Genomic DNA, 18,724 nt, shown 5'->3' on the forward strand with positions numbered 1-18,724 from the left:
CTCCTGTTATTACAGTCCAATCACTCTTGCCAACACGGAGTTGGCTTCTTTCACATCATTTGTTCCATGCACCAGTGCCCGTCCGTCATTGAAAATGACAATTCTGAAATCCTCGTAAAAAATATACAGCAAAAACGCATTAGCCTCGACCTTGCCGATTGTTTTCAGCCGCTTAATGAGCTCCTGTTTCGGGATTCTTTTTAATGATTCTGACCTTACCTGCACTGTATCACGGCCGCATAGTACAGCAGCTTTTGGTGTGTTCCAATCCTGAAGATAAGGATATACCGCATTAGCTCCACAAGATGGGCATTCCTCACGGCGTACATGATTAACGTTAATCTTCATATGCGAATTGTTCCAGACATCAAATGTCACAAACTCCCGCTGTATTGCTTCTTTTTGGCCGGTTAACAGCTTTAATGCCTCAGCCTGCTGATATGCTGAAACGATATGCACAGCAGGCGGAATAATGCCGGCAGTATCACACGTCGCCCCGCCGACAGGAATTTGCTCAAACAAACAAGACAGACAAGGGGTTTCTCCGGGAATGACAGTCATGAACATTCCCTGGCTGCTTACACAGGCGCCATAGACCCAAGGTGTCTTTGTTTTCTGGGCAAGATCGTTTATCAGCATGCGGGTTTCAAAATTATCTGTCGCGTCGATCACGACATCTGCTTTTTCAATTAGCGGCTCAAGCGTTTCGGCTGTTCCTTCGGTAACATACGCCTCAATATGTATCTCGCTGTTAATCGCTGATAAATGCTCTTTGGCAGCCATGGCTTTCGGCATGCGGAGTTTGGCATCGCTTTCTGTATAAAGCTGCTGCCTTTGAAGATTGCTCCACTCCACATAGTCACGGTCAATAATGGTAATAGTACCGACTCCCGCTCTCGAAAGCCCTTCAGCTCCTGCAGTGCCGAGCGCTCCCGCTCCGACAATCAGCACATGGCTGTCTGCCAGTCTTTTCTGGCCCTCTTCCCCAATTTGCTTAAATCTGATTTGCCGTGAATAACGTTCCTCCATCAAACCTGTTCTCCTTATCTTTTATGTCATCTTATCATGTTATTGCCCCGTCAGTCCCGCTTGAGGGAGTTCGATTTTTCTTCCAAACAGCTAAAATCATCACGTGTATTAATGTTGATAAACTCTGCCGGGTTTGCTCCGATATTTTCAGCCTGTACGTAACAAACCGAAATTCTGCCTAATAAATCTGATATTCTCAACCTCTTCTCAGAAAGCTGATCGTATAGAACCGGCATGATACGTTTGTGGTAAATCGCAATCAATGGCTGCACTTGTCCGTCTGAAATTGGGACTACCGCGTCAGCACCGGCAGTCATCAGACGTTTGAGCTCCAGTATCGTCCTTCTTTGTATCAGCGGTGTGTCACAGGAAAGAACAGTATAAAGATCACCGTCTGTCTTTTTAAAAGCGGTATATATACCAGCCAATGGCCCCATGCCTTGAAATGGCTCAGCATCTTGATACACTTCATTTTCACCGTTTTCTTGAAATCTATCAATAAATTCGGGACGGCTGATGATAACCGTTTGTTCTCCAAGTGCCTCTTTAGCGCATTCGTAAAGCATCCTGCCCTTCCATTTGACAAACGCCTTCGGTTCTCCAAAGCGACGTGAGGCTCCCCCTGCCAACAGTACGTTTACATGCTTCATATCATCTCACCTCTAGTTTCGTTAAAAGCATAGCAAAAGCAAAGGCTCAACGCTACTGCTTGTCTGTTTATTAAAGAGGAATAGCTGTTCAGTATTTGCATATTGTAGTGTTAACATCATGAGGGAGATGGTTCGAATGAAAAGATCAGGTCCTTTTTTCCACGACGTGTCTCAGGAGAACCTTTATTTAAAATCCGAGCTTTCAAGGTGCCATAAGCTGATTGCTGAACTTGAAGCAAGCTACTTTCATCAGAAAAATAACAAACTGCTCAAAGAAAATACCGATATGAAAGAAAAACTCCAGCAGCTGTCTGCCGAATTAACACATATGTCAACAAAAGAAAAACATGCCTCCCACACCAGCCAAACCCTGCATCAAATAAGAGCTGAACTGCTTGATAAAATCGTTGTTTTGCAGGAGCTTCTATCTGCTGAAACCTATAAACGCAGAGCCGAAATCGAAGAAAAACATAAACTTCATATTGCTAAAGTCAAAATCGAAGAAGAAAATAAAAATCTTCATAAACGGATCAGCGAACTTCAAGCCTCGATTGAGCAGGAACAAAATGCACTGCTTCAGGCAAAACAGCAAGCCGAATTGATAAAAGCCGAAAACGGGCGTCTAAAAGAGCAAATGGTAGAAAAAGAATATCAGCTAAAACATATTAAAATAGAAGTTGATCATATGAAAGATCGAATCATAGAAACGAAAGAAAGACTGCTAGACATAGAAAAAACGAAAGAAAAATTATTTCACGAAACTATTATATCGTATAAACGGCAACTTGATGAAAGCGATGCCTGGATTGCTTCTCATTTTGCCGATATTGATGGCGGCACGAAACAAAAAGAAAAAACGGAAGAAGAAGCTCCAGCGGCCTACGCGCAGCCAAATCATGTAGAGACTATCCTTGAAGATGTCACCAAACAGATACATGTGCTTCAAAAACAGCTTGCCCACGCCCAATCATCAGACCAGGCCAAGAGCCATACAATCGAAGAGCTGAGAAACAGAGCCGCTGAAGAAAAGCCTTATCAAAAGTGGGTGTATAAGCTTAATCTTGAAAAAGAAAACAAACCTTCACAGAAAAAACCTCAATAAAAAAACTGCTTGAGCGATGCCAAGCAGTTTTTCTTTATATTTATTCATTTGCTGATTCTGCAGATTCGATTTCACCCTCTAAAATGTACTGCCCGCGATATGGCTTTTTCACTTCCGGGTACATTTTAATTAAGCTTTGCATAAACGTTGTCATATTAGGGATTTCAAGACCGCTTTCTTTTTCAATCTCTTTTTGAAGCTCCGAGCTCTTAATCGCCGCGTTGTGGCGTTTTAATGTTTTAATAGCAGCTTCACGCAGCTTAGCTGCTTTTGATCCCGGTCTTGCCGTTCCTCTTCTTCTTCGTGTTGTTCCGTCTGGTATACCGGCAGGAAGAGAGGAAATAGATTGAAGCTGAGGCTGGACAGACTGCTGCTGTGATTGCGGCTGATAGCTTCTGATTTCCTGAGCCGCAAGCTCAGCGAGAACCGGCAGAGAGTCAGGTTTTTTTTCAGAACGGAAATCCTTTTTGATTTCGGAAGGGCTTCCATTTCTGTCCAGCTCTCTTAATTTTGCGTATATTTTATCACGTTCAATTTGATATTCACGAATGACTTTCACTTCAGCTTCATTTAATTGTTCTAACCGCAAGCGCAAAGCTTCTCTTTCATTAAACATTCCTCAATGTACCCCCTATCAAAATTAACATCTTTAATTAAGATATTAGATTACAAAAGTAATTTTATCAACTATTATTTTAGCATTTTACTATTATATTTACTCTATGAAAAATTCCTTATTTTCTGAAAATGTTTTATTTTTCAAAAGAGTCCTTTATTCTCAAGGGATTAAGGGGCTTTCTAGTTTATTTGGTATAATGTTGAAAATATATATTTTACTTACTTCTTTAAAGAAATTTAGTGTAATATCTACAATTTTCGAGTTATGAGATATGAGATTTATCTAAAATTGAGGAAAAACATCAAAAATTAGCTGTGTTTTCTAGCGTATCAATCAAACAAACCATCAATTCCTATACCCAAATTTGGAAAAATAAGCTTCTTACTCTTCTTCCATTGCTTTTTGCACAAATAAAAAACCTGATGTGATCAGGTTTTTAGGAAATACTATTTAGTCAGATACCTATTCCGTTTCAGCCAGAACGCGGTTCACACGTTTTTCAAGCATTTTCATACCGCTCCCGCCGGCTTGGAAGTGACGGAGCTGTCCTGTTTTATCAAACACATAATACGCAGGTACGTATTCATTTTCAAATGCATCGGTTAAAGCATGGTCACTGTCAACAAAAATCGGCTGGGTGATATCGTGTTCAGCAGCTGTTTCTTTAATTTTACCAAGATCAAGATCATCTTCGGAACGGGGCATGTGTACAGCTACAACATTCAGTTGATCTTGATATTTATCACGAAATTCATTCACTTGCGGCATCGCTTCTTTGCACAAGTGGCAGCTGATGGACCAGAAATGAATAAGCGTCGGCTTTTCCCCAATCAATTGCTCTCTCGTCACTTCACCATTTAACCAAGCTTTTTCTCCCGTCAATTCCGGCATGGGCTGACGTAATTTCATTGCTTTTTCCCTCCTATTTTAAAAGAGAGGCCTAACGAATATGCTAGACCGCTTTTCGTTCTTGGAAAGAATTAAAGTGTTTTTTGGCCTGGTTTCCAGTTAGCCGGACAGAGTCCGCCAGTTTGCAGCGCCTGGAGAACACGAAGCGTTTCATCAACATCACGCCCAATGTTGTTATGGAAAACAGTTTGATATTGAAGCTCCCCTTCAGGATTAATAATAAACAATCCGCGCAAAGCCACACCTTCTTCTTCGATTAAAACGCCATATTCCCGGGATACCTCATGGTTTGTATCAGCAGCAAGCGGGTATTTCAGCTGGCCAAGACCGTTTTCTTTGCGGTCTGTATTGATCCAAGCTAAATGAGTATGGATGGTATCAGTTGAAACCCCGATGACTTCTGCATCAAGATCTTCGAACTCGTCATAGCGGTCAGACATTGCTGTAATTTCTGTCGGACAAACAAAAGTGAAGTCCATTGGATAGAAGAATAGCACTGTCCATTTGTCGTTTTTCATGTTTTCCTCAAGACTTACTTTGCCGAATTCTTTGCTTGCAAGGACTGCTTCCATTTCAAAACGAGGAGCTTGTTTACCTACCATACGTTCTGCCATATGTATCCCTCCAATTTATTGTTTGGCTTAAAGGTCAAAATCGCATGAAAATAAAGGGTGATTAACCATTTTTAGTTATATTGCAATGCCATTATATAAAAGCAGATTTCCTGAGTCAATTTTTAACAAATCATGTATGTCTTTGGCTTCGACATTTTTGAATAAAACGTTTAACATGGTCATGTACAGGGTAACTAGTCTCAATGTGCAGCAATCAATTAGAAAAGGAGCTCAACATGGACTTTATTAAACAATATGATTGGGCGGGACTGATTACAAATGCCGGTGTTCTGCTCATTAAACTCGCCATTATGATATTGCTCTATTTTATCGTTCGATCATTAGGCATGAAAATCATTAAACATCTGTTTGCAAAATTCGAGGAGCAGAATAGCTTGTCTATCGGACGTGCACATACGCTCCGAAGCCTGACTCTTAACATATTTGCTTATACATTGATTTTCATATTTTTCGTCATGGTTCTAGATTTGTTTCATTATGATCCAAGCGCTCTTTTAGCGGGGGCAGGAATCGTCGGCCTGGCTGTCGGATTTGGCGCCCAAGGGCTTGTCAGTGATATCGTGACAGGTTTTTTTATTTTGCTTGAGAAACAATTGGATGTCGGAGATTATATTACCGTTTCCACCTTTGACGGAATTGTCGAGCAGGTTGGCTTAAGGACAACTCAAATCCGCAGCTTTGACGGAACACTGCATTACATCCCCAACAGAAACATCACAAACGTAAGCAATCATTCTCGTGGTACCATGCAGGCTCTTGTTGACATTAAAGTGCCGGCTGAAAGAAATATTGATGAAATGATTCATATTTTACAGCAGGTTTGTGATGAAACGGCAGCGGCTCTTCCACAAATAAAAGAAGGACCAAATGTCATCGGGATTCAAGAACTGGGGACTTCTGAAATTGTAATCAGGGTCATTGCCAAAACAGAAAATATGGAACAGTGGCGAGTCGAACGAGTGTTGAGAAAAGAAATAAAGAACGCGTTCGACCGCGCTTTCCCTAAAGAAACAGAATAAATAAAAGAACCGAAGCTTTTTGCTTCGGTTTTTATATTACTGAATTCTGCTTTCAACTTCGCTGCAAATTTCTTCAGCCGTCATCCCGGAAGCTGTAATGACAGGTGCTTGTGTTACCGTATCGGCTATCCCTTGCACATTATTATCAAGACCTGTTACGACACAGCAGTCACAGCCTTGAGCATCAGCAGGGCTTTTCATCATTACAACGTCATATCCTTTTTCTTTTAAAGCAGCTTCTACATCTGATAATGATTGTTCAATTCCTATTTTTTTAGCCATTTTTGAACACCTCCGTTTACTAGAGTGCTCATTTTATGGAATTTTATTCTTTCATTTGTACTTAATTGGCATAAACAGAAAAATAACCTGTCATGACATTAACCGCTGTTTCTATCGCATTTTCATCGGGATTCAGCTTAGCATGATGAAGCCCATGTTCAGAATCAGCGCCGAGCCAGAACATGAAGCCGGGATATTTTTTCAGCATGTAGCCAAAATCCTCTCCAGTCATTGCTTCTTTTGCTTCAATTACTGTCGCCAGTTGATGTTCAGCAACAAAAGACATAAATTCTTCTGTTAATCCGCTCGTATTGTAAACTTGGTGATATACAGACGGATATGTCACTTTTCCTTTGCAGCGGAATCCGATTTCGATTCCTTTCACTACATCTTCAATCCGTTCCTTTACTTGTTTCATCGATTCTTCAGAAAGCGTGCGGATCGTGCCTTCCAGGTGGGCCGTTTCTGCAATGATATTTTGTGCCGAGCCTCCGGTAATGGTACCAACTGTAATAACAGCACTGTCTAGCGGATCTGTGTTTCTAGAGATAATCGTTTGCAGCTGGGTGACAAGTGTACTTGCTGCTACAACCATATCCTCAGCCAAATGCGGATATGCCGCATGTCCCCCTTTGCCTTCCAGATCGATGACTAGCTCTGATGTATTCGCAAATAGAAGGCCGCTTTTTGTCGCAATGGTGCCTACCGGAAGCTCTGGAGCAATATGAAGCGCAGTGATGAAATCAGGCTGCCACTTTTTTAATACATCGCTCTCAAGCATTGGTTCCGCACCGCCAGGCCCTTCCTCTGCCGGCTGAAACAGAAAAAGCAAATCATGTTTGACTGGGTGGTGAACAAAATGATCAATAATGCCGAGTGCAATCGTCATATGCAAATCGTGACCGCAGGCGTGCATGTTGCCGTGATGCTCTGATGCGAATGGAAGACCAGTTTGCTCTTCTATAGAAAGCGCATCGATATCCGCTCTGTACGCCAGCATTTTTTCCGGCGCCGTCCCGTTCACTTTTACAAAAAGCCCTGTTCGCCATTTCTCAATTTCAATTCTGTCTTGCGGATATTGTTCCAAGACATTTAATAAATACTGCTGGGTTTTGAACTCCTGAAATCCAAGCTCCGGTATACGATGCAGATCTCTGCGAATTGCGATGAGCTCCTCTTTCTTCATTTCTATTCCTCCTGCCTATACGAATAAGGCGTGGATATATTATCCACGCCTTTTTTATCAAACTTTTCCTTACAGCTGGCGTAATTCCTGCTTGATTTCAGTTTTGCCTTTTGTTTTTTCATCAATGTCTTTGATTTTTTTAGCTGGTGTGCCTGCAACGACAGTGTATGGCTCAACGTCGTTTACCACGATCGCTCCCGCAGCAACAACAGCTCCTTTACCTACTGTTACACCTTCAAGCACAACAGCATTTGCGCCGATTACGACGTCGTCTTCAATCACAACCGGTTTAGCGGATGGCGGCTCAATAACGCCCGCAAGTACAGAACCCGCGCCGATATGGCAGTTTTTTCCGACAGTAGCTCGTCCGCCAAGCACAACGTTCATATCAATCATTGTGCCTTCGCCGATGACTGAACCGATATTAATAGAAGCACCCATCATGATGACTGCGTTATCACCGATTTCAACTTGGTCGCGGATGATCGCGCCCGGCTCGATACGCGCTTTGATGTTTTTAAGATCAAGCATTGGGATCGCAGAATTGCGGCGGTCATTTTCAACCACATAGTCTTCGATTTTGCTTTGGTTTTCTTCGATTGCTGTTTGGATTTCGCTCCACTCACCGAAAACGACACCAGTGTTTCCGTTGATAAAAGCTTTCGCAGATTCGCCGAAATTGATTCCTTCCAGCTCACCTTTCACGTAAACCTTTACAGGTGTAGATTTTGTACTATTTTGAATAAATGAAATAATTTCATTTGCGTCCATCATTTTCATATGTATAGTCCTCCTCCTGATTTTCTACCTCATTACTGTATCAAAGGAAAGATACAAAGACAAGAAAAAAAGGAACAGCCGTTTTAGCAGTTCCCAGTGAGTGATCAGACAGCGCATCCGCTTTTCTTTGCGAATTGTCTCCCAAAGTTTATTAATTCTTCCTCTTCTTCACCTTCTGGATTATTTTCGATTTTTACCGAAGGCAGCACAATGTCGCCACCGCATTCTTTTATTTTTGCTTCGAGCGTATCAACCGCTCCGCAGAAAAATTCATATGCTGTATCACCAGAACCGAATACAGCGCATGTTTTACCGGAAAAATCAATCTCCTCCATGTCTTCAGCCAGATCTAAAAATTCATCAGGCAGATCTCCGTCTCCCCACGTATAGGTTCCCATTATGATATGGTCATAATCGGTAAACAGCTGGGCATCATCAATATCCATTGCTTCGAAACGGTCTACTTCTGCTAACGCCTCCTGAAGCCCCTTTTCAATCAAATCTGCCATAGCTTCAGTGTTGCCTGACATTGTTGCATAAACGAGCAAAATCTTCGCCAATTCCTTGTTCCTCCTCTAATGAATCATTGCTGAAACTTCGTACGGCTGGACAAATTTACATTCATACAAGCCTGCGCAAAAGAAATTCTCTTTCTGATTGGCCACTCTCCATCCATGTCCCTTAATGGTATCGAACCATTTTAACGACCGGGCTTCGAGATCAACCTGGTAAATTCTCGAAAAACCATTTTCATCTTGTGTTGTAGTGACATATATAATGCCATCATCCTCTGAAAGATCAAGAAATGATTCTTCATTTCTGATCATGCTGGATTGAATGATAAATTCTTCACCATTCAAAAGATTCCTTACAGTGACAGCACCGTGCTTTCCTTTCACAGAACCCATCGCCGCCACCAGCCAATTTTCATTAAACACGAGCATGGATGCCGTCATCCGGTTTTTTTCTTTTTTGACAACTTGGACAGTGTCACGCTTAATGTCGTAAGCCCAAATGCCGCCAAAATATTCGTGTATTTGCGTGCCGATAAAAAGATTGCCCCCGTGAAGGCATAACGACCGGATAACAGGGGGATTATGAAACTCGGCAAAAGGTTTGGCTACGCGCCATGAGACACCAAAATCATCCGATACATAAATACAATGCTTACCGTGGGCGCAGACAAACCCGTTGTTTCTGCCGGTAATCGCCCACACTGTTGCATTTGTCGGAAAGCTCGACATCGTCCAGGTTTTCCCTTCATCAGCCGAACGAATGACTGTTCCCTTTTCACCAACGCCAAATAAGTAAGGCCCTATGTAGCTGATACAGTGTATCTTACTTTTCAAACGAAAAAGCTTTCTCCAGCCCTGCTCCAAAGAGTAATGAAAAATGCCTTCTCTTTGTACCGCCACAAAATATCCAGAAAACGCCGATGCCGTAACAGCAGTTGCCCCTTTATGAAACATGGCTTTTTTCCTTGTTCATATAATCTGCCCATGCAAGAAAACCTCTCGCAAACGCTCGGCAGCTTTCCACATCTTCATCTGTTTCAGGCGCTAATTCAATTTTTAGTGTTTCCTGGTAAACAGCAGCTCCCGCCTCTTGCAGCATGGCATTGAACAAATTCACCGCTTCGCAAAACTTTGGATAAGAATAATCGCCAGACCCGAAGCAGGCTGTTTTTAAACCATGAAGCTGAAGCTGTTTGACCTCTTCGAAAAAATCCTCCGCTTCGTAGGGCAAATCGCCGTCCCCCCATGTATAGGTGCCAATCAGTACATAATCATAGGAGGTTAAGCAAGACACATCCACATCATCTATCTCGACACAATCGATATCCAACTCATATTCCTGAAGCGTATCTTTTATTATGAAGGCAATGTCTTCTGTATTTCCTGACATGCTGGCATATGTAATCAAGGCTTTAGCCATGTTATCACCCCATTAATTGATAATGATTTTCAATATCATATGTATCACTTTAAATGATAATGATTTTCATTGTCAACAGATAAATAAAAAAAAAGACAGCACCTCGCTGTCTTTAAAATGGATTTTCCTGGTCCAGCATATCCTTTATCACTTGTACAAAAGCTTGAACTTGTTTCAGTTCAAAGGCAGGCTCATAACCTAATAACCATGTATCCCGACCGATCGGATGCCCTTTCATGTCTAAAAGAGGCATTTTATTCACTTTATCTTCATTTTGAAGGGTAACAGACGGCAAAATGGCATAACCGATTCCGTGCAGTGCCATCTGTTTGCACGTTTCAATCTGATCAACCAATATCGTCTGTTTCGGCGACGTTTTAAATTTTTGATGCCACCAGTGCTGAATTTCCTGAAAATAAGTGCTGTCACTTTTAAACTGGATAAACGGCCGTTCTGTATGGGCAATATCTTCGATGCAGGAAATTTCAGTATCCACTAAATACAGATGATCTGTCATTAAGTAATCTTTGCGCCCCTTCCACTCAGGGTTGCCTCTTATAATGCCGATATGAACCTGATCCTCATACAAGCTTTTCAGCATTTCGCTGCTCCACCCGGTTATGAGCGAGATCTTTGCATTCGGATACTTTTCAACATACGTCTTCAGGACTTTAGGGAGCCAATGCTGACCGATTATGGAGGCGACGGCAAGCTTCAATGTGCCGTGAATTTCACCTTCAAGCTCGTCAATATTTTCTCTTATTCTTTCCTGCTCTAATGTCACATCATTCGCAAACTGAATGATTTTCTCACCGGCGGGCGTTACCGTTAATCCTTTTTGGGATCTTAAAAAGATTTTTGTTCCCCACGCCTTTTCAATGGTTTGTAAGCGCTGAGATAAAGCCGGCTGAGATACAAAAAGCCGTTCTGCCGCCTTTCTCATATTTAATTCCTCAGCTAAAACTACGAGCATATGAAGCTCTTGAAGCTGCATGTCGTCCTCCTTTTTGTTATCAATAAGTTTTTCTTATCTCCCATTCTAATAAAATCTTAGTTTCTTATTCAAGCCCTATTCTCGTTTAAATTATGTATGCGCTTTCTTTTTCGCTCTAGCTATAATAAAAATAGGCCGTACAGCCTACTTATTCAACGAGCGTATATGCTTATTCAATTCCTTTAAAACGACTCTTCTCGTAAAAATCCCTTCAAATACCTGCTCGTCATTTTCAACACAGACAAATCCGTTATTAATGACCATGCCGAATCCCTTCATAATCGGATCATTGATATGAAGGCGCGGAATGTCGGTCAGCATGACTTCCTCAACAGTGATTTGGTCAAGCTTTTCAAACTCAATTCGCTCAAGTCCAAAAATACTGTTCATGATCATATTTGTCCCGATTAAGCCATGTAAACGGTAGGAAGGATCCAGAACCGGGATGGCTGTGTATCCGGTTTTTGTCAATACTAATAATGCGTGCTCAAGGTTATTTCCGACTTGCACGTGCGCTACTTTGTCCGCCTCAATCATAAATTGTCCGACTGTTGCCTCAAGAAGTTGATCTGATTGTAAGCTTATCATGTTTTCGACCCCTTTTCATTTTCATCATCAATACATTCCCTATATTGCAATAATATAAACTTTATCAGTATTTGTCGAAAAGTTTCCTTTCAATAAAAAAGATACTCTTTGTGGAGTATCAATTATAGGGTGTCCCATTAATTTTCAAATCGAAATCGGTCGTATAGCGTTACAAGTTTTTTATAGGTGGTTCCGTCAACGTTTTTGGTCCCTGTCTCTATATCGTTGATCTCACTGCTTAATAGCTCGATGGCATACTCATGGTTGATCAGGATATTCAGCAGAAGTTTTTGTTCTTCTTCTGTAAATCGTTCACCGATAAGACTCATTCGCAATCAGGCCCCCTGTTTTATACTGAATACCTCTGAAAGCAAGACAACTTACTTTCAGCTCTACCGCTAGAATAAGTAATCAGATAACAAACGTCAACCGCATAATTCGACATTTACCTTGGCTTTTTCAGCCAAATTATTTTGTGAAACGATTTGCATAGCTGAAGGCAGTGTATGAATCCGGCTTTATTTTGGCCTCAATCCCCATGGAGGTAATACGTCCAGTCATTTCTTGGATCAGATCTTTTGTAAGCCCTTTTTTCCCAATATCCAAGTGAACTTCAAAGGTAAGATCCGCCCCCTCACCGGTAAAGGGCAGGAGCAGATCGGTAATATCCATTAAGTGTCCATCAAGAATATGAGCGGCCGTTTCTTGGCTGTACGCCGTTTCTAACGAAATCTTCTCCCGAAGGCTATGTATGGGTCTGTCGACTGTATGATTTTTCAAGCAGCCCCAAGCTCCCTTGCCTGTACGATGCAAATGCAATGCGGTAATAAACTTTGTGTAGTCGCGGTAAACCTGTGAATCGGTTCCGATCGATAACACATAAGAAGAACGGGGGTCCTTTTGAACAAAGGCTTTAAGCCGTTCCATCACATCTTGAAAGGTCATCTGTGCTTCTGAAAGATTATAAAACAGAAAAGAATCAGCCATCACGACACTCCTTTTCAAGGATTTACAACCATGAAACAAGTATGTTCCTTACCGTTTATTTCGATTACTTTTGCAAAGGCGGAAGCTTGTTCCCCCTATTTCAGGAATCTTACTGAAGAAGTTCAAAGATTTCGATGGAAACCATGTCGATATTATCAAACGGATATGTGTTAGGTTTTTCACCCTTTTGGAAAACCGTCAGTTCAAACGTTTGATTTTTTTCGAAATATTTAACACTGCATATTTTCTCACCATTCACTTCGAAATAGCGCTGCATTGGCTCGTTAGCCGCTTCCGCTGTTTCTTGCAGACTTTGCAGCCGTGTGATGATACCCATTAATTGTGACATTCTAAAAAAAGACTCCTTTCAAAAAGCAACTTCAAATCAACAAGTATTTATTATAATACAAGTTCTATTGAGCATCATACCATAAAGTCGGACAGGATGGCATTTTCACTGCTGAATTTAAGCAAAGAAAAAAAGTGAAAAAAACTATTTTTCTTTAGTTTGAGGCTTTTTTTGAATGTCATGCACACAATTATAATTTTTTTCGAATCTTTGGCAGCATTAAGAATGCCTTTTTGCAACTTTGTCAAAACCTTCTTTTGAATTTTATGGTGAAGTCCCGCGTGGCCATAATCAATGGGAGTCATGCTGGATAGAGGCAAACAACGGAACTGAAATAAACATTTCAGAACGAATTTTCCTCCTCACCCGTGCAGCAGTGTCAGGGGTGTTCGGCACTGAATGTTTCTCCCAGTGTTAAACGTTTACCACTAGTTAGGTTTATTGTTTCATTGGATTGTCCTATGCTTTGACAAATAAAAAACTTGGCGGGGGTAGCGCCAAGTTTTTTCGGATCTTGATCTGATAGAGGGGTTGGGGAACAGAGAGTAGCTTCTCTCTATAATTAAATGATAATGATTCTCAGTATCAATGTCAATCGTTTTTTGATATTTTTTTCAATTCATAAAAAAAAAACGGCCTTTCAGCCGTTAAATCAGTCCGTCCTGCTCATATAAATAAGAATAAGGCAAGTCTATAAATAAATACATCTGATCATCCATCGGATACGAAAACGTTCTGATCATTTCACCTGTTTCCAAATCACTGTACAGATCACTGAAAAAACCTTTTCTGAGATTTCTCATTCTCATAATGTTCTCCAGAAAATAAGGGCGCCAGCTCCAGTTCTTTTCCGCATATTCCGGCTGATAAATCCATTCTCCGTCTTGCTTAAACACATTTCCCGTCAGCTGATCGCCTTCTTCATCACACATGTAAATCCTGAAGCTGCAATCTGTCAGCTCTTCCGCCAGCTTTTTAATAAAGTCATCATCAGAAGACAGATTGTTTTTTCTCAAAGAGGTCACAGCCTGATGCACTCGTTTGTAAAACTGTTCAGAGTGCTCATAGACGGTTTCCAGTTTCTTTTTCTCATGTGTGATAAATTGGTGAAATTCAGTTTTAAGTCTATGTTTCAATACATCTCTCTCTAGAAACGTTTCAGATGGAGACACCAAGTAATAGCCCTGAAAATAGCGGCCTCCGTTTCTCCAGGCGTACTGAAGCTGGAAGTTCGCCTCAATGTCTTCATACAGCAGCGCCGCACCGATTTTTCTTGCTAATAAAGATATGCTGTACAGCACATGCTCATATGACGGTGACGGCTGTGACACTTTCAGCGCCTGCAAATCGATTTTTAACAGATCTGGTGAGAGCAGCGCGATTCTGTCCAAGTTGCTGCTTTCTTTTCCGATGTTGTCAACTGCGATTTTAATTCCGTATGTACGATAGTATGCAAGCATATGGTAGAGCTGCTCAATATCCCCTTCAAAATTGTGCTCTGTAATTTCAAGAACAAAACGGTGGAGTTCGATTCCCTTCGCTTCATATTCTTTCAGAAGCTCCAGAAAGCTTTCACCATGATCCAGCATCAGCAGATTGGCATCCTGATTCATAAAAATCAGCAGATCAGAATCCGCCTCTAAAAAGCGGTCAAGAGCCTGGCGGATAATTCTGTTATCAACCTCTAGTTTATATTCTTCGGGTATCCCCGCATCTAAAAAGAAGGGCCCGAGACTTTGGATTTCTGAATCTGCCAAAATTCGTCCAAGCACCTCATATCCGACAACCTTCTGCTCCTCGGCACTAAAAATCGCCTGGTAATATGGAAGGACATCATCAATGTTCGTTAAAATATCAAGTGGATCCAACATGTTATCACCTGCTTCTCTATCTTTGTCTGATTATACCACATTGAATCCAAAGATTAATATTCTTTAAAACGGATAAGGATTCAGCCATTGCCCCCCGTCCATTGTGATACAATCCCCGTTTATATAGGATGCTTCATCAGAAAGCAAAAACGCTGCCAAAGCGGCGATTTCCTCCGGTGTGCCCAATCGGCCGAGCGGCACACTGTTCATCGTGCGGGCCATCGCTTTTTCCGATTCAAATAGCTTCTCCGCACCGCCTGTTCGTTCAATCGGTCCGGGGGCTATCGCGTTTGTACGAATGCCGTATTTGCTCCCCCATTCAACGGCCAGCGTTCTTGTCAATGACAATACCCCCGCTTTGGCTGCAGCGGAATGAACGACCCCCGCTCCCGCTCCCCAAGCGTACGTGGCTGCCATATTTAAAATGACACCCTGCTGCTTCTGGTCAATCCAATGCCTTGCCGCTGCTTGGCTGCAAAAAAATGTGCCGTTTAAAACAATCTCAATAACGGCTTTCCATCCATTGGGCGTCAGCTTTTCTGCCGGACAAATAAAGTTTCCGGCCGCGTTGTTAATCAGCGCGTCAAGCCGGCCAAAGGCTTTTACCGCTTCTTTAATCATGTCTGAAGCGGCGGAATCGGAACGGACATCCATTTGAAAACAAGCGACCTGTCCCTCAAAGGTCTGAATTTCTTTTTTTGTTTCCTCAAGTGCCTCATGGTTCCTCCCTGTCACCATAACGTGCCACCCTAATTCAGCCTGTTTTTTTGCCATCGCTTTTCCCATGCCGCTTGACCCGCCGGTAATAATTACCGCCTTTTTTTCCATGTTTATCCCTCCTATTATGAATGATTATTCATTCAATAATATTCTATCATTATATCCCTGCCTCTGTCAGCACATGCTCATATGAGATTTTTATCAGATACAGATGATATAATAGAAAAACTCTATTAAAGGTTGGTTTGAAATGAAAAAGATGTCCAGAAGACAATTTCTAAAAGGAATGTTCGGCGCTCTTGCTGCCGGGGCTTTAACGGCCGGCGGGGGATATGGCTATGCCAGGTATCTCGAGCCGCATATGATCGAGACAACCGAACACACAATAAAAAGCTCTCTCATCCCGCACGGATTTGACGGTTTTAAAATCGTGCAGTTCAGCGATGCACACTTGAGTGATTACTTTACTCTCGAAGATTTAAAAACTGTCATTCTTACAATTAATGAATCTAAACCTGATCTCATTGTTTTTACAGGTGATATTATCGATAATCCTGATACGTACCAGCACCACCAGGCAGTCATTCCATTATTGAGAAAGCTTAATGCTCCCTTCGGCAAGCTTTGTATTTACGGCAATCATGATCACGGAGGCTATGGAACTGCCGTTTACAAAAGCCTGATGACGGCCGGAGGTTTCACGGTATATCGCAATGGCTATCAAACATTGTCACTCGCAGATGGCAGCAAAATCGAGATTGCTTCGCTTGATGACTTAATGCTGGGAAACCCAGATTATGAAGGCACCCTTTCAAGGCTGAGCGACAGACTTTTTTCCATTCTTCTCGTCCATGAACCTGATGCGGCCTTGAAAACAACAGATTATCCCGTGAACCTTCAGCTTTCCGGCCATACACACGGCGGCCAGATTCAGCTGCCTTTTTACGGACCGATTATTACGCCTCCATATGGAAAAGTCTACACAGAGGGAATGTATCAAACGGGCAGCACTCATATTTACGTAAACCGAGGCCTCGGGATGACCAGGCTGCCTTTGCGGTTTCTGGCCAAGCCTGAAATCACTGTCTTCACCTTAAAAAGCAAATTAATGTAGCAGGATGGGCTCCCCATCAATACTTATAAGTAAAAAAGGAGGATGAGGAAACTGCTTACGTACCAGGTGAAGCAAGGTGATACACTGAACAGCATCGCGGCTGATTTCAGAATCAGCACGGCTGCATTACTCCAGGCTAATCCGTCACTGCAGGCAGGGCTCACCGCAGGACAGTCCATAGTCATCCCCGGACTGCCGGACCCTTATACAATTCCGTATCATATCGCAGTCTCAATCGGAGCGAAGACCCTTACGCTGTTCCTAAATAATCGGGTAATGAAAACCTATCCCATCGCCGTTGGTAAAATACTAACGCAAACGCCTACTGGCGAGTTTTACATTATTAACCGCCAGCGCAATCCCGGCGGCCCATTTGGCGCTTATTGGCTGAGCCTTTCAAAGCAGCACTACGGAATACATGGGACGAATAATCCCGCTTCGATTGGTAAGGCTGTTTCTAAAGGCTGCATTCGCATGCATAACAAAGACGTGATCGAACTTGCTTCAATTGTGCCAAACGGAACGAGAGTCACGATTAACCGGTAATGTTTTCTTATTTGTTTCAAAAACAGGCGGTTTATAATATGATAAAGTGGGACCTTTAGGGTAAGGAGCGTTTTTATGGATATATTTAAAAATCGTAATTTTGTTCGTCTATTTTTCGCAGCACTCGCTTCTCAAATGGGCACGACAGTAGGCAACATGGCCTTTGCTTTTTTTTTGCTGGACCGATTCAGCAGCCAGCCTTCATATACGACCTTGGCGGAGCTGATGTATTCTCTTCCGACCATATTTGTATTTCTGATCGTGGGAGTCGTCGCGGACCGGTTTGACAGAAAAAAGGTGGCAGAAAATTGTGATTGGATCAGAGCAGGCCTGACTGTCGTGCTTTTTTTCACTTTATTTACCGGCAATATTCCTCTTGTTTTTTGTATCTTATTTATCAGAAGCGCTGTAACAAAGTTTTTCTTTCCGGCAGAAAACAGTTTGGTACAAGCCATTCTGCCGAAGGAGCATTATGTGAAAGCGGCAGGACTTAATCAGATGCTTTTTAGCATTTTTATGGTGTTTGGGGTCGGTATAGGCGCGTTTATGTACAACACCATCGGTATTGAAGGCGCCATTATTCTTGATTTTGTCAGCTTTATCATTTCCGGGCTGCTGATCCGCAGCTGCCGGATTCCAAAAGAAGCCCGACAGCCAAACGGTGCATTCAGCTGGAGAAAGACTTCTGTTAAGGATTCAATAAATGACTTTAGAGAAGGCATCCTCTATATTTTAAAAAACAAATTGCTGGCATCTCTTATTTTTGGCTTCTTCATTTTTGGATTTGTCAATGGAGGATTCGCCGTATTGCCGATGTTTACAATGAAATATGGATTGGCGCCTGACCGTTATGAATGGCATACGTCTGTATTTACGATCGCACTCGGGTTTGGGCTTCTGGCAGGAAGCGTAATCGGCACGCTCATCTCTAAAAAAGTGAAGCCGCACTTTTTAATGTCGATACCGATTTTCATTGCAGGTTTGCTGATCTTCGTCCTCGGCTACACCAATATTTTATGGGTGTATTACGCGGCAGCTTTTGCACTGGGAATGTGTATCGGACCGATCAACATTGCAATCGGAGGGTGGATGCCAAAAATTGTTCATCCAAAACTGATGGGACGTGTAAGCGGCATGCAGGACCCTTTTATGATGTTTGCACAGTCTTTGACACTTGGCTTAGTCGCGCTGTTATTCCCTAAGTTTGTTTCAAACATTGATTATCTTTATTACGGCATGGGTGTTATTATCCTGCTCGTTTTTATTTTTTATTTTATTGCACTGCCAAAATACAGTGCTCAGGCTGTGGAAGTGAATGTTCAGGAATCATTTCAAGAACAGCCGAAAAAGAAGGCAAGATCTGTATAATGCAGGTTAAAAATGCGCTTTTTTTCTTAGAAAAAAGCGCA

General features: G+C 42.1%; 23 protein-coding genes. 5 read left to right on the top strand and 18 right to left on the bottom strand.

What is annotated here, in order from left to right; all coding sequences use genetic code 11:
• Window positions 1-9 precede the first annotated feature (9 nt).
• A complete protein-coding gene (locus tag SB658_RS07610) occupies window positions 10-1,029 on the bottom strand; it encodes a molybdopterin-synthase adenylyltransferase MoeB (protein ID WP_410601423.1) in 1,020 nt (339 codons plus the stop codon).
• A 50-nt stretch (window positions 1,030-1,079) separates the two neighbouring features.
• Window positions 1,080-1,679 carry a molybdenum cofactor guanylyltransferase gene (locus tag SB658_RS07615; RefSeq protein ID WP_021479380.1) on the bottom strand — a complete coding sequence of 200 codons (600 nt, stop codon included), beginning with the start codon at window positions 1,677-1,679 and terminating at the stop codon, window positions 1,080-1,082.
• Between the two features lie 136 nt (window positions 1,680-1,815).
• On the opposite strand from SB658_RS07615, the gene cse15 reads away from it, so the two are divergent.
• Window positions 1,816-2,781: a spore protein Cse15 gene (cse15, locus tag SB658_RS07620; protein WP_029727015.1), complete on the top strand. Its 966-nt coding sequence runs from the start codon at window positions 1,816-1,818 to the stop codon at window positions 2,779-2,781.
• 40 nt (window positions 2,782-2,821) lie between these two features.
• Here the strand turns inward: cse15 and rok are convergent, their stop codons facing one another.
• From rok to ahpA, 3 genes are all read right to left on the bottom strand, one after another.
• The gene (rok, locus tag SB658_RS07625) at window positions 2,822-3,397 is read right to left on the bottom strand and encodes a transcriptional regulator Rok (RefSeq protein ID WP_003232378.1); all 576 of its coding nucleotides are present in this window, start codon (window positions 3,395-3,397) and stop codon (window positions 2,822-2,824) included.
• 465 nt (window positions 3,398-3,862) lie between these two features.
• Entirely contained in the window at window positions 3,863-4,309 is a 447-nt protein-coding gene (gene ykuV / locus SB658_RS07630; protein ID WP_015252187.1) for a thiol-disulfide oxidoreductase YkuV, read from the bottom strand.
• Window positions 4,310-4,380: 71 nt separating this feature from the next.
• On the bottom strand, window positions 4,381-4,923 hold the full coding sequence (gene ahpA / locus SB658_RS07635) for a biofilm-specific peroxidase AhpA (RefSeq protein ID WP_003245371.1): 543 nt from the start codon (window positions 4,921-4,923) through the stop codon (window positions 4,381-4,383).
• A 236-nt stretch (window positions 4,924-5,159) separates the two neighbouring features.
• On the opposite strand from ahpA, the gene mscT reads away from it, so the two are divergent.
• A complete protein-coding gene (gene mscT / locus SB658_RS07640; RefSeq protein ID WP_003244994.1) occupies window positions 5,160-5,963 on the top strand; it encodes a small-conductance mechanosensitive channel protein MscT in 804 nt (267 codons plus the stop codon).
• 36 nt (window positions 5,964-5,999) lie between these two features.
• Here the strand turns inward: mscT and SB658_RS07645 are convergent, their stop codons facing one another.
• From SB658_RS07645 to fadH, 13 genes are all read right to left on the bottom strand, one after another.
• Entirely contained in the window at window positions 6,000-6,245 is a 246-nt protein-coding gene (locus SB658_RS07645; RefSeq protein ID WP_003232382.1) for a YkuS family protein, read from the bottom strand.
• Between the two features lie 61 nt (window positions 6,246-6,306).
• The gene (locus SB658_RS07650; protein ID WP_021479383.1) at window positions 6,307-7,431 is read right to left on the bottom strand and encodes an N-acetyldiaminopimelate deacetylase; all 1,125 of its coding nucleotides are present in this window, start codon (window positions 7,429-7,431) and stop codon (window positions 6,307-6,309) included.
• 69 nt (window positions 7,432-7,500) lie between these two features.
• Entirely contained in the window at window positions 7,501-8,211 is a 711-nt protein-coding gene (dapD, locus tag SB658_RS07655; protein ID WP_003218680.1) for a 2,3,4,5-tetrahydropyridine-2,6-dicarboxylate N-acetyltransferase, read from the bottom strand.
• 104 nt (window positions 8,212-8,315) lie between these two features.
• Window positions 8,316-8,771 (bottom strand): flavodoxin, encoded by a 456-nt coding sequence (locus tag SB658_RS07660; RefSeq protein WP_144500794.1) that lies wholly within the window; start codon window positions 8,769-8,771, stop codon window positions 8,316-8,318.
• 15 nt (window positions 8,772-8,786) lie between these two features.
• Complete coding sequence (locus SB658_RS07665) at window positions 8,787-9,680, bottom strand: hypothetical protein (RefSeq protein WP_029727013.1); 894 nt, start codon at window positions 9,678-9,680, stop codon at window positions 8,787-8,789.
• Window positions 9,670-10,146 (bottom strand): flavodoxin, encoded by a 477-nt coding sequence (locus SB658_RS07670; RefSeq protein WP_029727011.1) that lies wholly within the window; start codon window positions 10,144-10,146, stop codon window positions 9,670-9,672. The genes SB658_RS07665 and SB658_RS07670 overlap by 11 nt, the downstream gene beginning before the upstream one ends.
• Before the next feature lie 112 nt (window positions 10,147-10,258).
• Window positions 10,259-11,140, bottom strand: a complete 882-nt coding sequence (ccpC, locus tag SB658_RS07675) for a transcriptional regulator CcpC (RefSeq protein ID WP_003232387.1) — start codon at window positions 11,138-11,140, stop codon at window positions 10,259-10,261.
• 144 nt (window positions 11,141-11,284) lie between these two features.
• Complete coding sequence (gene cbpB / locus SB658_RS07680; RefSeq protein ID WP_003218674.1) at window positions 11,285-11,728, bottom strand: cyclic-di-AMP-binding protein CbpB; 444 nt, start codon at window positions 11,726-11,728, stop codon at window positions 11,285-11,287.
• Window positions 11,729-11,865: 137 nt separating this feature from the next.
• Complete coding sequence (abbA, locus tag SB658_RS07685; protein WP_010886502.1) at window positions 11,866-12,063, bottom strand: AbrB antirepressor AbbA; 198 nt, start codon at window positions 12,061-12,063, stop codon at window positions 11,866-11,868.
• 133 nt (window positions 12,064-12,196) lie between these two features.
• Window positions 12,197-12,715 (bottom strand): ribonuclease H-like YkuK family protein, encoded by a 519-nt coding sequence (locus SB658_RS07690; RefSeq protein WP_003232389.1) that lies wholly within the window; start codon window positions 12,713-12,715, stop codon window positions 12,197-12,199.
• 109 nt (window positions 12,716-12,824) lie between these two features.
• Window positions 12,825-13,064 carry a YkuJ family protein gene (locus SB658_RS07695; protein WP_003218671.1) on the bottom strand — a complete coding sequence of 80 codons (240 nt, stop codon included), beginning with the start codon at window positions 13,062-13,064 and terminating at the stop codon, window positions 12,825-12,827.
• Window positions 13,065-13,711: 647 nt separating this feature from the next.
• Complete coding sequence (locus tag SB658_RS07700; protein WP_021479390.1) at window positions 13,712-14,935, bottom strand: EAL domain-containing protein; 1,224 nt, start codon at window positions 14,933-14,935, stop codon at window positions 13,712-13,714.
• 63 nt (window positions 14,936-14,998) lie between these two features.
• Window positions 14,999-15,763 carry a 2,4-dienoyl-CoA reductase gene (gene fadH, locus SB658_RS07705; RefSeq protein WP_003232398.1) on the bottom strand — a complete coding sequence of 255 codons (765 nt, stop codon included), beginning with the start codon at window positions 15,761-15,763 and terminating at the stop codon, window positions 14,999-15,001.
• Between the two features lie 142 nt (window positions 15,764-15,905).
• On the opposite strand from fadH, the gene SB658_RS07710 reads away from it, so the two are divergent.
• The 3 genes from SB658_RS07710 (at window position 15,906) to SB658_RS07720 (ending at window position 18,683) form a co-directional block, all read left to right on the top strand.
• Entirely contained in the window at window positions 15,906-16,769 is an 864-nt protein-coding gene (locus SB658_RS07710) for a metallophosphoesterase (RefSeq protein WP_029727008.1), read from the top strand.
• Window positions 16,770-16,820: 51 nt separating this feature from the next.
• The gene (locus SB658_RS07715; protein ID WP_072174092.1) at window positions 16,821-17,315 is read left to right on the top strand and encodes a L,D-transpeptidase family protein; all 495 of its coding nucleotides are present in this window, start codon (window positions 16,821-16,823) and stop codon (window positions 17,313-17,315) included.
• Window positions 17,316-17,390: 75 nt separating this feature from the next.
• A complete protein-coding gene (locus tag SB658_RS07720; protein WP_144500795.1) occupies window positions 17,391-18,683 on the top strand; it encodes an MFS transporter in 1,293 nt (430 codons plus the stop codon).
• Window positions 18,684-18,724 lie beyond the last annotated feature (41 nt).

Source organism: Bacillus sp. SIMBA_008 (assembly GCF_046535495.1).
Classification (GTDB): domain Bacteria; phylum Bacillota; class Bacilli; order Bacillales; family Bacillaceae; genus Bacillus; species Bacillus subtilis.

Bases quoted from the DNA above. Each gene is read 5' to 3' on its own strand.
- SB658_RS07610 (WP_410601423.1), bottom strand. From the start codon at position 1,029: ATGGAGGAACGTTATTCACGGCAAATCAGATTTAAGCAAATTGGGGAA.
- SB658_RS07615 (WP_021479380.1), bottom strand. From the start codon at position 1,679: ATGAAGCATGTAAACGTACTGTTGGCAGGGGGAGCCTCACGTCGCTTT.
- cse15 (WP_029727015.1), top strand. From the start codon at position 1,816: ATGAAAAGATCAGGTCCTTTTTTCCACGACGTGTCTCAGGAGAACCTT.
- rok (WP_003232378.1), bottom strand. From the start codon at position 3,397: ATGTTTAATGAAAGAGAAGCTTTGCGCTTGCGGTTAGAACAATTAAAT.
- ykuV (WP_015252187.1), bottom strand. From the start codon at position 4,309: ATGAAATTACGTCAGCCCATGCCGGAATTGACGGGAGAAAAAGCTTGG.
- ahpA (WP_003245371.1), bottom strand. From the start codon at position 4,923: ATGGCAGAACGTATGGTAGGTAAACAAGCTCCTCGTTTTGAAATGGAA.
- mscT (WP_003244994.1), top strand. From the start codon at position 5,160: ATGGACTTTATTAAACAATATGATTGGGCGGGACTGATTACAAATGCC.
- SB658_RS07645 (WP_003232382.1), bottom strand. From the start codon at position 6,245: ATGGCTAAAAAAATAGGAATTGAACAATCATTATCAGATGTAGAAGCT.
- SB658_RS07650 (WP_021479383.1), bottom strand. From the start codon at position 7,431: ATGAAGAAAGAGGAGCTCATCGCAATTCGCAGAGATCTGCATCGTATA.
- dapD (WP_003218680.1), bottom strand. From the start codon at position 8,211: ATGAAAATGATGGACGCAAATGAAATTATTTCATTTATTCAAAATAGT.
- SB658_RS07665 (WP_029727013.1), bottom strand. From the start codon at position 9,680: ATGTTTCATAAAGGGGCAACTGCTGTTACGGCATCGGCGTTTTCTGGA.
- SB658_RS07670 (WP_029727011.1), bottom strand. From the start codon at position 10,146: ATGGCTAAAGCCTTGATTACATATGCCAGCATGTCAGGAAATACAGAA.
- ccpC (WP_003232387.1), bottom strand. From the start codon at position 11,140: ATGCAGCTTCAAGAGCTTCATATGCTCGTAGTTTTAGCTGAGGAATTA.
- cbpB (WP_003218674.1), bottom strand. From the start codon at position 11,728: ATGATAAGCTTACAATCAGATCAACTTCTTGAGGCAACAGTCGGACAA.
- SB658_RS07690 (WP_003232389.1), bottom strand. From the start codon at position 12,715: ATGGCTGATTCTTTTCTGTTTTATAATCTTTCAGAAGCACAGATGACC.
- SB658_RS07695 (WP_003218671.1), bottom strand. From the start codon at position 13,064: ATGTCACAATTAATGGGTATCATCACACGGCTGCAAAGTCTGCAAGAA.
- SB658_RS07700 (WP_021479390.1), bottom strand. From the start codon at position 14,935: ATGTTGGATCCACTTGATATTTTAACGAACATTGATGATGTCCTTCCA.
- fadH (WP_003232398.1), bottom strand. From the start codon at position 15,763: ATGGAAAAAAAGGCGGTAATTATTACCGGCGGGTCAAGCGGCATGGGA.
- SB658_RS07710 (WP_029727008.1), top strand. From the start codon at position 15,906: ATGAAAAAGATGTCCAGAAGACAATTTCTAAAAGGAATGTTCGGCGCT.
- SB658_RS07720 (WP_144500795.1), top strand. From the start codon at position 17,391: ATGGATATATTTAAAAATCGTAATTTTGTTCGTCTATTTTTCGCAGCA.